Raw genomic sequence first — 14,229 nt, forward strand, 5'->3', positions numbered from 1 at the left:
GTGATATTGAAAATTCAGTCGGTATGGCTGTAAGTTGTTTACGACCGCGATCACTTTAGCATAATACGTGAATCCAAAAAAGCCCCCTGTGGGTCATTGCTGACCTGCAGGGGGCTTTATTTTTCTATAGATTTAAGAACCTGTGAGTTTTATTTTCTTTCTACGGACTGGTTTGCTTGCACAGTGGCGTGGGCAATCTCTTGAAGTGATTTCGCCTGTTCCGTGGTGACTCCTTCCGGGATATAGGTCACTGTGCGTGCGTCTGCTCCTAGGAAGCTTTCATACCAGACTAGTGCGCCTAGGTATTGACCGTGGTCGCGGGCGTGGAACCCGTCATTACGCACTTCCATCTCGCCCTCTTTATTTTTCTTCCACTGGAAGATCTTGTGTAAGCTTTTGCTTTCGTCAGGTAAGTTGTCTTTGTCTTCTGGGTAGGTGAGCTTTGAGACATCGATAGTTGTCGGTTGATAATCCCAGAGTGGGTCTTGTTTGGCATTTTGAAATGCAGTGCCTACTGGGACGGTTTTTAAGCCAAATTCTCGAGCGATTTGATGATATGCCGCGTGAATTTTCTCGTAGGTTTCATCTGGATCTAATCCCCATTTGATATTGCGATGACTGTCTGGATTATGCGCCCATGTTTCATGTAAGTGAATTTCTGCTTCCGGCGCATATTTCTGGATGTAGTGGATCAATTCCTCGGCGTAGGGGTAGTAAGTTTCTATTTTATAGCTTTGTGTGCTGACTTGTTGGATTGTGATGTAGTCCCAATCTTTATCTAGTAGCACATCTCTTAGTGATGCGGTCCGTGTCAGTGTTTCGCCGTTGATTGCGTAACGATAGGAACTACCTTGCGAGGGATCCATTTCGTGCTCTTTTGCCCAAGTTGCATGCTGTTGCATTGAGCTTCCGCCGATGTCAACCAGCCCGACTTCTGCGGAGAGTCTCGGATTTGATTGGATGATGCCGGGGAGGTAGCGTGTCGAGTTATAGGTAAAACTATTGCCAATACCTAGAATACGTACCGTTTCGGCAGATAATGTCAGGCATAGTAATGTGAGTGATAGGGATATGCAGATATTTATTAATCTCATGATTAATAAAATTTCATTCACATAACAATTTGTGTCAAGCCATCTGCATTGAATTAAGCGTTCAGAAGTTTATATATGAACCATTTAAAATTGTATGGATACTTATTTTGTTGGTCGGCTAATTCTTATTTCTCGACATTTGTGTCTGCTTTGAGGTGGCGGCGAACGTCATTGCGGTAGTGTAGGGGGCTCATGCCTGTGTTTTGTGAGAATGCACGACTGAAGCTGATTAAGCTATTAAACCCGCAGCGTTCACCAATTTCGGTTGCTTGTAGGTTGGTGTCGGCAAGCATCTCTTTGGCTTTTAGGATGCGGATGCGGGTGAGTTCTTTACCCATTGGCCGACCGACATCTTCAATAAAGGCATTGTAGAGCCCGGAACGCGAGATCGGCACTAGTTTTTGTAAGACGTCAATGTTGAGCGGTTGGTCGTAATTTTTCCAGATTTCGCGTAGCACTGTTAGCACGTGAGGATTCGTGACTGCTAGGAAGTCGGTCGATTTCCTCACGTGAATGCGTCCTGGTTCAATTCGAATTGGAGCCTTGGTGGTACGCCTTCCTTCCATGATCGCATCTAGCGTTTTAGCCAATGTATAGCCGTGCCCTTTGAGATTGGCTCCGATGCTGGAGAGTGCTACTGGAAGATTTTTGCAAATGAGTTCAGAATTACCAGTACCCAAGATCGCCACTTCTTCTGGTATTGAGCAACCGGCCTCGAGCGCTGCGGTTAGAATGAGTGCTGCGGTGTCATCATTTTGACAAAATACCGCGAGGGGGCGCGGCAGGCGTGCAAAGGCTTCGCTAATCCATTTCTGTACGTCATGGTAGCGAATCTCGTGTTCTGTTGTTGCGGCTGTTTTCTTCCAAGAGGCTTCTTCGCATTCGTAGCCTGCGGCATTGAGAGTTTGAATGAATCCGGTCGAAATCTCTTTTTCCAAACGGCTGTTTTGAACGTGGAAAAATACAAAATGTTTGTGATTGCGCTCTAGAAAGTGCTCTGCCGCCATGACGCCAGTCTGGTGGTGGTCCCCCAATACTTGTTGAAAGTCGGGGAAGTGTCCGCCCATGTCGACGGTCGGTAGATCCAGAGATTTTAAGTAATTGAGTGTTTTGTCAGTGGACGCTAGGGCGACAATGCCATCTCCGTCCCATCCGATGGGGAACTGCCCAGTGCGGGCCATGTGAGTATTGAGAAACCAACCGTGTTCGCGGGCATAATTGGCGACACCTTCATGGATGCTGGTGTCGTACCAGTCGAAGGCCATCAGTATTTTTTTTTGTAAAGCCATTAGTATTTTGGCGAATTTAAGAATATGTTTAACTAAAAGTCCAGATTAGATGCGGATTATTTTAGTAAGCATGGTCATAGCTTCGAATGATTACATAGTTAGCCTTTTTGCGCACGCAGGGCAAGTCCACAAAATTACAGAATTAAGTAAAGTATTGTGACTTGTTTGTTGTGATTTTACTGACTCATATTTTGATGGTTTACTATAGGCGTTGAATGTGTAAGTGAGTGGGAGCGCCCTTGTGAATAGTTACGCCGTTCACGGTGAGGGTGCCGGTGCTACTGGCTTGTTGTTGCTGGCCGTTTACCAGTAGTATTTCGTTTGGCATTATTTTAAACTTTTGTAGATTACGTGGGGTGAGGTCTAGGGTGAGCTTGCTCGGAAGGAAGTCTCCTCTCGCGTGTAAGGAGATCTGCCAGCGGTCTGCCGTTTCGATGACATCACTCCAATAGAGGCCACGATTGATCCAGCCTGTCGCGTCGCCATCCTTGCGTGAGCCATTGCCAGGCTTGCGATTGGTTGAGTTGTTACTGAAGGCAGGGTAGCTTTTGTTGAGCTGTATTGGTTGTGATGTGTAGTAGTTTGTGACGTCGTCGGGGACGGATTTCCACATATCATGTCCTCCATTGTTCCAGTAGCTTACAAACCCCCTCTTTGCTTCATTCAGTGCGTGGTAGAACGGAGGATTGTTGATCCAAGGGATGGGACGATCATTACGACCATTACTGAAAACTAAGAATGGGAGATCGCCGATGTGTTCACGAGCGATGCGTTCGCTATTCATTCGTTCAATGATTGAGATTCCTTCGTTGGTCATTACTGTTTCGTCGCAGGTTCGCCCACACAGCGCGTTGAGTAGCGGGAGGTTGGACTTTCCGTCGATTCCAGCTCGCTTGGTATAGGCCACTATAGGTACGGAGCTGAAAATTGTAGCAAATGTTTCTGGATGGTGAAATCCCATCGAGATGGCTCCACTGCCACCCATCGATAACCCCTTAATGTGTGTTTTATTGGGATCAGTTCCGTATTCTTTCTGAGCCCAGCGCACGAGGTAGAGTAGGTGCTCTTCTGTATAATTGACGACGACTCCATTAAGAGCCTCTTTTGCATCGTAGATGCGGTCGTTGCATCCGTACCACCAGGTATTGATGGCGAGTGCATGATCGCGGGGGTCTTTGGAGTGCAGTAGTGGGCGGCCAATCCACATCCAGTCGCGAGGTTCGATGATGATGCCTTCTGAGTTACTGGTCACGGTGAATTTACGAGCCAAACCTTGTCTCCAGCCTTGGCGTGCATCTCCAAATAAGAGGAAGTTGGAGGTGTTGTGAGGATCGCGGCCGCCACCGAGTCCATGTAGTACCAGAGTCAGGGATTTGCCGCTTGCGCTTCCACTTGCAGGCGCTGCTTTGAGTTGAATGGGTTGTGGTGGAGCAACGTGAGTCTTGATGGGGGTGGCTAGACTGTTCGCGCCCATTTGGATGTGTGTGGCAGATGCGTTTGAAGGTAGCACTGCAAAATACATTTCATCTGGATCTTTGGGGGTGACTGTATGTACAAAAAGGCCACTGGCTGGGTCGAGTTCGATGCCATCGATGATAAATCCGTGACTGCGGTCCGATGGTGCATCTGCTTGGAATGAAGCTGGGTTTTGCCACCAGTCGCAGGCGCTGCCTGCTTCGATGTGTTGACCTACCTTGTAAGCATTTTCGAGCTTTTCAGGGGTGATTGGGTGCGGGGATGCAAAGACCTGGTAGGTAATTCCTTCGACTGTAGAGTCTTCATCCCAAGTGAGAATAACCTGTCCGGATCGCATTTTTGCAGCCAAACCTGTGACATGTGGTACTGCATGCAGCGAAGTGCAAGTGAACCATAATGTGCAGCATGCAATGAGACGCTTTGTGTATTTTGATATGTTCATCGTGTTGTTGAATTTTGCTGAGAGCTTTGCGTGTGTAGGCGACGGAGAGCTTTCAGGCGTGTGTAGTAAACGCGGCTTTGACTTATTATGTAAAGTATTTAGTTTTTAATTAACTTTAAATTTTAAGGCCAATGTGAGAAGGACTGTTTCTCTGTAGTTCTTAAGGAGCTGGGTGGTTTTCTGAGGTATGCTTGAGGTGAACGCCGTATTGTATTGCCTTATTGCTGATTCTCCAGCGTGTCTCGCCTGTCAATCGGTAGTGTCTCGCATCCTGTCTGGGAGGTGTCATACTAATGGAGATCCAGGTCGCAATGATTCGGTAATCTTAAGTGAACATTACTAGAATGTTGGGAGACAGTTTGGAGTGCTGGTAGGAGGGGGCTCGAGGGAGGCGGACACAAAAAAAGCCCTAAGCATTTGCTGCTTAGGGCTTTCTAAATGGAGCCACCTGTCAGAGTCGAACTGACGACCTGATGATTACAAATCAACTGCTCTACCAACTGAGCTAAGGTGGCCTGGTATAAAAAAACTGTGCCTACTGGATCGGGGACTCGAACCCCGAACCAATTGATTAAGAGTCAACTGCTCTACCAATTGAGCTAATCCAGCAGGTGTGTCAGTGACGTTAATCACGAACGAAGATGCGGAGACTGTTACTGAACTCCTGTCTGTCAAGCCATGGATTTATTTTTTTTATAAAATTATTCTTCAGGTATAGTTGGAGGCTTCGCACCCTTTGGTGGTTTGCCTGGAGTCGGGAGGAAGCCTTGCTCTTTGAGGAGATTGATTCGCTCCTCCTGGGGGAGATCGTGTAGCTTTTGGCGCCAGTTGCGGCGTTCGTCCGGACTCATTTCCAGCCAGCGTTGGTGCATGGCTTCGCGTGTTTCGGGATCAATGGACTCGAAATGCTCGCGCATGGCTTCCAGCCGCTCGGGCTTCATTTTTTCGAGTTTACTGATACGTTCACGCAGCAGTGCCTTTTCTTCGGGTGTCATACGCTCGATGCGTTCGATTGTTTTTCGCAGTGCGGTGAGGTCTTGTTGCTCCATTTGAAGGAGGTGGTGCAGCATGCGCGTTTCGTTTCGTCTGTCTTGCGGTGGACGCTCATCCTGTGGTGGAATCGCTGAAAGCGGCACCAGCCAGACGAGGGTGAGGGTGATGAGTGTGAATACGCTTTTCATAGAATTAGATCTCTAGGTAGAGGGCGTCCAAGGTGCTTAGCAGGTTTTGGGTGCCCAGTTCGGTGGTGCTGAGGGTGGCGAGATTGGCGAGGCTTTCTTCGAGGAGAAAAATCTCCTGAGCTTCAGCCGAGTTTAAGTTGTTGGAGAGGCTACTGACGCTGTTCGCGCTCGGCTCGCCAGGCTGAGATTCGAATTGTAGTAAGCTGACGGTCACTGTGATGGCAGCTGCCAGCGGTAAGGCGAATTTGATCAGCTTGGACAGTGGGTGTTTGCTGTGTGGCTTTGTGTCGGCATTGTCGGCATCGGCTGCAGCGAGCACACGCGCAGTGAAGTCCTCACTGGGTTTGAGTGGACGGCTGGCGAAGAGGGCGTCGATTTGTTGGTCGAGCGGGTCGCTGTTGTGGTTCGGTTTCATTTTGATGTGGGAGTTGAAATGGTGGCTGAGTGAATGCTAATTTTGCTGGCACAGATCTTTTAATTCTTGGCGCAAGTGGGTGCGCGCGCGGTGAATCCATGTTTTGACGGCGCTAACGCTAGCATCCAAGGATTGTGCGATCTCGTCATAACTGAGACCCTGTTGCTGAAGCATTAGTATGGCGCTGCGCTGGTTGTCCGGCAATGCAGCCAGTGCGCGATGGAAGGCTTCTTCAATTTCACGGCTTTGATCGCTTTCTTCTGGTTGGCTCTGCATGAAGTATTCGCCCGGATCGACAAATTCAAGTGGGCGGCGGGCTTTTTTTCGGTAGCCATCGATGAGTCGACGGCGAGCAAGTGTGAAGATGAACGCATTGAAGGTTCCTTGCGCTTGGTAGCGGGCGGCGGCTCGGTTGAGCTCGATGAAGGTCTCTTGCGCAAGATCCTCCGCGTCGGCGCGGTTGCCTGTGGCGCGATAGAAGAAATTAATCAGGCGTGTTTGCCAGCGCTCGACGATTTGTGCAAATGCGGCGCGATCGCCATCTGCCAGTGCTCTGAGGCAGGCGCTGTCGATGTCTTCAATGGGCGGAGAGGTGGCTGTCGATGTGGTATGCATATTTCGAGGGCGGGAGGCGACTTGTTCGCCCCACCTCGACGGTGTGTAACTTATAAGAGTAGTTGCCATATGTAGAGGTTTAATCGTCGGCTTGCTCAAAAAGTTGCACTGAATTTGAGTGGGATGAGGGAGCTTAACATCTCTATGCATTTATAAATCAATCGGATGTGATTTTGCCAGCGAGTTTTAGTGTAAATTTCTTTGGTAAATATGTATCTCTGTCTTGCCTACGGCTTGAGACTTGCTCAGACAGAAGTTGTGAATAAATGGTTCATAATTACTAGATCTAGTAGTGCTTGTGTTAAAACTTACGATATATTGTGTGTCTGGTGTTGACGTGAGAATTCTGAGCTTCCATGCTGCGCGCATCATTTTGGTGCGACTTACTGCCTTCAGCGCACTATCTCGCTACCTTTCAACACTTTCAGCTGCGGCGTGAGCTTTCTTTGTTTCCCCGCATTTGTGACTTCATCTTTTTTTTCTAAATCTCCTCCCTAGAACTACGCATACTATCCATGGAAAAAACCTACACAATCGGTGATAAAACCTTCGTCCTTGACCAAGCCAAAGCTGAAGAGGCTTTTGCGGCCAAAAAGATCATTAATGGTAAGGATACCATGTTCTTTAATATCCTGCCGCTCAAATACCAGTGGGCCTACGATCTGTACAAGACGATGAAGAATAATCACTGGGAGCCGGAGGATATTCCTATGCAGAAGGATGTGGAGCTTTGGCGCAGTGCTGACCTCTCCGATGCCGAGCGCTGGATTATCAAGATGGCGATCGGCTACTTTTCTGCGGCCGAAGGCATTGTCGGGGACAATGTGCAGCACGTCACCCGCGAGTTGGTCACCGCTCCAGAGCTCAAGCTCTTGCTGGGCCGTCACGCTCATGAGGAAAATATCCACGCCGACTCCTTGGTCTATATGATCAGCTCGCTCGGAATTAACCCGCACGAGTGTGAGGCGATGTTCGAAGACATTCCCACCATCGAGAAAAAGACTAATTTCGTGGTCAGTAACTCGCGCGCGCTGCGTCGCGACATGGATTTGACGACCACCGAGGATAAGCAGGCTTTCACTAAAAACCTCTTCCTCTTTGGGCAATGCATGGAAGGCACGCAGTTCTACGGTCTCTTCGGCATGGTGCTCTCGCTCTATCGTCAGAACAAGTTCCCTGGTATCGGCCAAATGTTCCGCTACACCCTGCGGGATGAGTCCAATCACATCGAGGTGTTCCGCAATTTGATCATGGATCTGATCGAAGAGAATGAGGACGTCTGGACCCCCGAGTTTAAGGAAGAGCTGCGCGACCTCATGCGTGAGGCAGTCTCGCTGGAAAAGGAATTTATTCGCGACTGCTTACCTGTGAATTCAGTTGGCCTGAGCGCGGACGAGTTTTGCCAATATATTGATTACATCGCCGATCGCCGCCTAGAAGACGTGGGCCTGAAAGCGATCAGCTCCGGCACCGAGAATCCGTTTCCGTGGTTGGCCGAAATGATGGATATTAAGAAGGAGCAAAACTTCTTCGAAGGTCGCGTCACCGAATATCAAAAGGCCTCCGCGCTTGGTTCGGTCGACGATGACGAGCTGTAATTTCTTTCAATAGAAAATCCTACCGCACGGAGCCTGCATTCATCCAGCAGGCTCTGTTTCCCAAAGACATAATATGATGCCTGGCACGGGCCTCTTCACGCCTGCTTATCTCTCTATACATACTATTTCATGATACATAAACTCTCCTTCGAAGAAGATCTAGAGCTTAAACGCTTTGCCTCCACACCTAAAGAAAAGAAGCCTCGTTTCGAGTGGGGCTCCGTGCTCGGCGAGGACCGACTACAACGCCCGGAAATCAAAGTGGATGCCGGCGGCTCCGAGCGTGATTTTGATCTCGCCGAGATTGCCGATACCATTGGTAACGCGCTGACCGACCTGTTGCTCTCGCGTCAGGAAGATGAAATTTTCACGGAAGTGAACCGCAAGTTTGTGGCCAACGTCGCCAAGAGCGTCGGCTCTGTGTTGGCCACTTCGATCGAGCAGGGCAGGGCGCTCAAGCTCTCTACCCATGATGTGCACTTGCTGATCGAAAAGGCGTTGATCGAAAACGACGCGCACGATGTGGCTCGCAGCCTCATGTTCGGCCGTAATACCTCCGCGCAAAGTGTCGAGCGCGAGCCCGTATCCATTCGCTTGATCCGTCGTAATGGTCAAGTGGTGCCCTGGAGCGAAGCCAAGATTGAGATCGCGGTGCGCAAGTCCTTCCTTGCTTTGCACCTCGACTCCGATCCAGCCGTCGAGATCGCCCGCGCGGTGACGGATCGCTTGGTCGCCAGTGGACAAGCTTTCATCAACATCGAAGACGTGCAAGACGCCGTGCAAGAGGAAATGATGCGTCAGGGCCACTTCAAGGTCGCCGAGTCCTACATCCTCTACCGTGCCCATCGCTCCCGCGTCCGCGAAGAAGAGGGTATCGCACCCGCGCCCGAGTCGCAGCAAGAGTCCATGATTGTCGTCACCGAGGCCAACGGTGAAAATACTTTCTGGGACGGGGTCGACCTCAAGCGCCGTATCGAGTTCGCCACGATCGGTCTGGATCTGAATATCGCCTCCGACGTGATCGAAAAAGAGCTTCGTCGTTCGCTCTACCCAGAGATGAAGCGCGCCGATCTGCAAAAGACTATCATTCTCAATGCCAAGAGCATGATCGAGAAGGATGCCGACTTCGCCAAATTCGCCGGCCGCATCCTGCTCACTTACATTTACGAAGAAGTTCTCGATTGGGAAATCGTCCGCGATGGCGTCGACAGCCTCAAGGAAGCGCACCGCCGCGGATTCAAGCCCTACCTCAAGCGCGCGATCGAGATCGATCGCGTCAATCCCAAGCTGCTCGACTTCGATATCGATCAGATCGCATCCTCACTCGATCCCTCCGCGGACTTGGATTTCGATTACCTCGGTGTGCAGACCATGTATGACCGCTACCTGATCGTCGATAAGACTGCCAAGCAGCACCGCCGCCTGGAAGTGCCACAATACTTCTGGATCCGCGTCGCCATGGGCCTCTTTCACCATGAGAAGGACGACCGCGAAGGCTACGCCCTGCGCCTCTACAATCTCTATAAGAGCCGCCGCTTCTGCTCCTCCACGCCCACACTCTTTAACTCCGGCACACTGCACTCGCAGCTCTCGTCCTGCTACCTCTACAAGGTCGACGACAGCATCGAGTCCATCATGCACCGCGGCATCGCTGACAACGCCTTCCTCTCCAAGTGGGCCGGCGGTCTCGGTGGCTCTTGGACCGCAGTGCGCGGCACCGGCGGTTTCATTAAAGGCACCAACGGCGAGTCACAAGGCGTCATCCCATTCCTTAAGTTGCACAACGACCAACTCGTCGCCGTCAACCAAGGTGGCAAACGTCGCGGCTCCGGTTGCGCCTACCTCGAAACATGGCACAACGACGTCGACGACTTCCTCGAGTTGCGTAAGAACACCGGAGACGACCGTCGTCGTACCCACGACATGAATACGGCCAACTGGATTCCCGACCTATTCATGAAGCGCATGGAGGCCCGTCAGCACTGGACACTCTTCCGCTCCAACGAATGCCCCGACCTGCATGACCTCTACGGCAAAGCCTTCGAAGAACGCTACTGCGAATACGAAGCCATGGCCGAGCGCGGCGAGATCTTCGGCCAGAAGCGCCCCGCCATTGACCTCTGGAAAGTCATGCTCCGCATGCTCTTCGAGACCGGTCACCCATGGATCACATTCAAAGATCCCTGCAACATTCGCAGCCCGCAAGACCACTGCGGCGTCATCCACAGTTCCAATCTCTGCACCGAGATCACGCTCAACACCAGTGCCGAAGAGACTGCTGTCTGTAACCTCGGCTCCGTCGTGCTCGACTCCCACCTCGACGCCGATGGCAACCTCGACCACGCCAAACTGCGTGAGACGATTAGCATCGCCGTGCGTGCCTTGGACAACGTCATCGACATCAACTTCTACCCAACCGAATCCGCCAAGACAGCCAACAGCCGTCACCGCCCGATCGGTCTCGGCGTCATGGGGCTGCAAAACGCACTCTATAAGAAAGACATCGCCTTCGCTTCCCCAGCCGCCGTTGAGTTCAACGACGAGTTCATGGAAGCCATCGCTTACTACGCCTACGAAGCCTCCTCCGAGCTCGCAGCCGAGCACGGCACCTACAGCACTTACAAAGGTTCCAAGTGGGATCGCGGCCTGATGCCACAAGACACCCTCGACCTGCTCGAACAAGAGCGCGGCGAAAAAGTCGAAGTGCCCCGCGCTGGCAAGATGGACTGGATGCCACTGCGCGAGAAGATCGCCAAGAACGGCATGCGTAATTCCAACGTCCTCGCCATCGCGCCCACCGCCACCATCTCGAACATCATGGGCACCACGCCCTGCATCGAGCCCACCTACAAGAACCTCTTCGTGAAGAGCAATCTCTCCGGCGACTTCATCGTGCTCAACAGCGAGCTCGTCCGCGACCTCAAGAAGCGCGGCCTCTGGACTGCGAACATGCTCGACCAAGTCAAATACTTCGACGGCGAGCTCGACTCCATCGAGGGCGTGCCACAAGACCTGCGCGAAAAATACCGCACCGCCTTCGGCATCGAGTATAAATACTTCGTCGACGCCGCAGCCCGTCGCCAGAAGTGGATCGACCAATCCCAATCGGTCAACCTCTTCATTGCCTCGCCCGACATCAAGACACTGTCCCACATGTATCGCGACGCCTGGCGCAAAGGCCTCAAGACCACTTACTACCTCCGCAGCCTAGGCGCTTCCAACATTGAGAAAGCGACCACCAGCGTAAAGAAAGAGGTGAGGGGACGCGCCGGCCAAGCCGAAGCCGCTCCCGCCGCGAAAAAGGAGTTCACCGCAGCAGAAAAGAAAGCCTGCTCCCTCGAAGCCATGATGAACGGCGAAGAGTGCGAAGCCTGCCAATAAATTAACGACAAGGGCCGCCCCAGAGGGCGGCCCTTTTTTGATCACCCAGGATCGCAAATCTCCGCATTTGCCCCGTCAGCCTCGCCCCCATGTTCTAAGCCTTAGTATCTGTGCCAATACCCCTCAAACCCCACCCCACCTATAAACGACTCTTAGCTGAATTGAAAAGGGAGGGAGAGAAGCTCAAGTCTCGATGGGAAGCCCCGGTCTATCGTTGCGTTGAATTAAAATGGGCACGTCCCAAGTATTTGATCTCAGGTGAAGGCACCCGACAGCGTGGCAGTCGTTGGATGCGACCTAATAATTCTCGTGTGATGCATGCCGCGTCCACGGAAACACTTGCACTCAAAGAATCACGTCAAGCCTACGATTACTACGGAATTCATAAGCCGAGGCAAAATCCACGAGTGAGTGTGGAGCTCTTAGTCGAGTTACAACAGGTTATTGATCTGAGAAAGCTTAGAGAGATCCTCGATTCACCAACCATCGAGGAACTGCTGGGTGAAGATTGGGAAAAGCTCAACAGTAGTGGTGTCGAGACCTTAGCGCAGACAGTAGGGCGCGCCATACATGATTTAGGCTACGAAGGCCTAATTGCCCCTTCTGCTAAAGACAGACGAGGTCGCAATCTGATTTGGTTCCCCGATCAATTGTTATCTGAAAGCCGTATTTCAATCTCAGGAGAAAAACAACTCGAACAATGGCTTGCATAAGAGCATGCACTTGTGCATCTTTTGATGTATGGGAAACACAAAACAACTTGAGGAAATACCGCGCAGTTTTAGTATTCCGGCGTTCTGCAACCGCTACAAGTTAGTCCGTAACGACATTAGCCGGCTCACTCAATACTCGCCCCGGGCAGTCGCCAAATGGGCCGCCGGCGACAAGCCTAGTGCAGCAGCCGAAAAGCAGCTTCGAGAGCTGGTACGCTTATTCGATGCGCTTTCGGATGTTATGGAAACGGCCTATATTGGCGAATGGCTCAAAGCCGCCAACCCTGCCTTTGATAATTCAACCCCACTCCAAGTCATCGAACGCGGAGAGGCCGACCGCATCTGGAATATGATCTACCGCTTGCAAACAGGGGAGCCAATCTGAGGGGGCATTTACTGTAATCGTTTGTCCCTTTTTAGTTCTTTAACGACTAAATCGGCTCGCCTTGTAAGGTCAACTCCCCCCCCCAAAAAAAAAAACAGGCAAATCAAGCTATTGTCGATGAGTTGTCCAATAAGCTAATTGATACCGATTGAGCTAGTCCTTAACTTATTTTAATGAATCTATTTATCAGTTGGTCTAAAGCCGAAAGTTGTGATGTTGCACGGGCATTGAAAGAGTTCATTTTTTCCGTATTTGATACTCAAATTATTTCTTTTGTTTCAACAAAAGACATTTCAGCGGGTGAAGGACCTTTCCATCGCATTCGAACTGAACTCTCGAATGCTGACTTTGGAATTGGAATTATCGGAGATCAAAATGCTTCAGAGCCTTGGATACAGTTCGAAGCTGGAGCTCTCAGTCTTTCTGACAGGTGTAAGTCTTATGTTCCGTTATTGTTGAAAGAAACTACAGCTGAGCACCTTCCGAGTTCACTCAGTAGTAGTCATCAAGCCAAATTTATAAATGAGCAAGACTTACTAGATATTTTTAAATGCTTATCAACTACTTTGACCAGTAGTCTCACTGATGCTCAATTGGAGAAACTATTCTATCAATCTCTCGGCACTTTTTTAGAAAAAGCTGACTCGGCTTTTAAGGATCATAGATTTAAAATGGATAGTAGCCTGTCTTCTGATGAGAAACTAACTGAGCTTCTTTCTATGTCTCGTTTCTTCTTGAGGAACCTAAGTATGTCTAGTGATTTTTCCGAAGTGAGTCAGCAGCGGAGACTTATGATTCTTTTATATATGCCTATCAGTGATTTGACAGTGTTTCAAGAGAACGAAGTTTTGTTAACGCAATTATTATCAAATAATATTTATGACGTAGGCGGCATTATTTCCAAATCAGAAGAAGAGCTTCTGGTGCTAGGATACTCACGAGAGGAAATCAATTTGATTTGCTCGGAGTTAGAGAGATTAGGATTGTCACTTGGGATGAAGTTAAGTGATCGCCTATGGCAAGGAGAGAGACATTTTTATTCCCTATAAGATAAGGTGCCCCCTAGTGCGGCATAGGTTCAGAAACTGGGTCATGGCATGGCCTTAGTGGTACGGAGTTAGAAGGGATTTTCGAGAATGTTAAGGAGTGAAGTTGATTCACAGTAGCTATCGCAATGCAGGCGTGACAAGTCGCGCCCACGTTTTTACCATCACGCGGCTTCAATAAGGGGCAGTCTATTTATCTTGTTTTTATGTAGAAGCTTCTGCTTTTAATTTTTTTTAATTGAATTATGATTTATCATTATACAACAGGGCATTACGCAGCGATGATGATAGCTGATCAGTATCTTCATGTCAGTGATCCGAGTAACTTTAATGACCCCTTTGAGTTTAAGATTAAGGTAGATGAGGTAAGCTTTACGCATCAGACTTTCATTGGTATTCACAAAAAACATGGAGTCGCTCCCCCAATATTAGAAGAAGACGTTGTGGCTGTGCGTCGTCTAGAAGCGGCTCAAAGGGTGCGCGAAGGTAAGCGTCCGATGTTCTGCCCTTATTTAGATGTAGACATGGCTAGAGTTCTATCCAATCCGATGGGATTCGATGGATGTCTATAGAAGCTGATAAGCTTCTATAGAG

At 50.0% G+C, this 14,229-nt stretch carries 12 protein-coding genes and 2 tRNA genes; 6 read left to right on the forward strand and 8 right to left on the reverse strand.

What is annotated here, in order from left to right:
- Positions 1–149: 149 nt before the first annotated feature.
- The 8 genes from QEH59_RS09800 to QEH59_RS09835 all read right to left on the reverse strand — a co-directional run bounded on the left by QEH59_RS09800 (position 150) and on the right by QEH59_RS09835 (position 6,512).
- A complete protein-coding gene (locus QEH59_RS09800) occupies positions 150–1,094 on the reverse strand; it encodes a DUF4886 domain-containing protein (RefSeq protein WP_308985191.1) in 945 nt (314 codons plus the stop codon).
- Between the two features lie 125 nt (positions 1,095–1,219).
- The gene (locus QEH59_RS09805) at positions 1,220–2,383 is read right to left on the reverse strand and encodes a XylR family transcriptional regulator (RefSeq protein WP_308985192.1); all 1,164 of its coding nucleotides are present in this window, start codon (positions 2,381–2,383) and stop codon (positions 1,220–1,222) included.
- A 202-nt stretch (positions 2,384–2,585) separates the two neighbouring features.
- A complete protein-coding gene (locus QEH59_RS09810; RefSeq protein ID WP_308985193.1) occupies positions 2,586–4,301 on the reverse strand; it encodes an alpha/beta hydrolase-fold protein in 1,716 nt (571 codons plus the stop codon).
- Between the two features lie 439 nt (positions 4,302–4,740).
- Positions 4,741–4,816 (reverse strand) — tRNA-Thr (locus QEH59_RS09815).
- Positions 4,817–4,837: 21 nt separating this feature from the next.
- A tRNA-Lys gene (locus QEH59_RS09820) sits at positions 4,838–4,910 on the reverse strand.
- 92 nt (positions 4,911–5,002) lie between these two features.
- Positions 5,003–5,482 carry a DUF3106 domain-containing protein gene (locus tag QEH59_RS09825; protein ID WP_308985194.1) on the reverse strand — a complete coding sequence of 160 codons (480 nt, stop codon included), beginning with the start codon at positions 5,480–5,482 and terminating at the stop codon, positions 5,003–5,005.
- A gap of 4 nt (positions 5,483–5,486) precedes the next feature.
- Positions 5,487–5,897: a hypothetical protein gene (locus QEH59_RS09830; RefSeq protein WP_308985195.1), complete on the reverse strand. Its 411-nt coding sequence runs from the start codon at positions 5,895–5,897 to the stop codon at positions 5,487–5,489.
- Between the two features lie 36 nt (positions 5,898–5,933).
- Positions 5,934–6,512: an RNA polymerase sigma factor gene (locus tag QEH59_RS09835; protein ID WP_308985196.1), complete on the reverse strand. Its 579-nt coding sequence runs from the start codon at positions 6,510–6,512 to the stop codon at positions 5,934–5,936.
- 515 nt (positions 6,513–7,027) lie between these two features.
- Between QEH59_RS09835 and QEH59_RS09840 the strand changes: the two genes are divergently transcribed.
- From QEH59_RS09840 to QEH59_RS09865, 6 genes are all read left to right on the forward strand, one after another.
- Positions 7,028–8,110: a ribonucleotide-diphosphate reductase subunit beta gene (locus QEH59_RS09840; RefSeq protein WP_308985197.1), complete on the forward strand. Its 1,083-nt coding sequence runs from the start codon at positions 7,028–7,030 to the stop codon at positions 8,108–8,110.
- A 129-nt stretch (positions 8,111–8,239) separates the two neighbouring features.
- Positions 8,240–11,491 carry a ribonucleoside-diphosphate reductase subunit alpha gene (locus tag QEH59_RS09845; protein ID WP_308985198.1) on the forward strand — a complete coding sequence of 1,084 codons (3,252 nt, stop codon included), beginning with the start codon at positions 8,240–8,242 and terminating at the stop codon, positions 11,489–11,491.
- 110 nt (positions 11,492–11,601) lie between these two features.
- Positions 11,602–12,204, forward strand: coding sequence for an RES family NAD+ phosphorylase (locus QEH59_RS09850; protein WP_308985199.1), 603 nt, complete (start codon positions 11,602–11,604; stop codon positions 12,202–12,204).
- A 28-nt stretch (positions 12,205–12,232) separates the two neighbouring features.
- Complete coding sequence (locus QEH59_RS09855; protein ID WP_308985200.1) at positions 12,233–12,589, forward strand: antitoxin Xre/MbcA/ParS toxin-binding domain-containing protein; 357 nt, start codon at positions 12,233–12,235, stop codon at positions 12,587–12,589.
- 173 nt (positions 12,590–12,762) lie between these two features.
- Complete coding sequence (locus tag QEH59_RS09860; protein WP_308985201.1) at positions 12,763–13,638, forward strand: hypothetical protein; 876 nt, start codon at positions 12,763–12,765, stop codon at positions 13,636–13,638.
- A 242-nt stretch (positions 13,639–13,880) separates the two neighbouring features.
- Positions 13,881–14,207, forward strand: a complete 327-nt coding sequence (locus QEH59_RS09865; protein ID WP_308985202.1) for a hypothetical protein — start codon at positions 13,881–13,883, stop codon at positions 14,205–14,207.
- Positions 14,208–14,229: the final 22 nt, after the last annotated feature.

The organism is Thalassobacterium sedimentorum (assembly GCF_031127905.1).
Lineage (GTDB): Bacteria > Verrucomicrobiota > Verrucomicrobiia > Opitutales > Coraliomargaritaceae > Thalassobacterium > Thalassobacterium sedimentorum.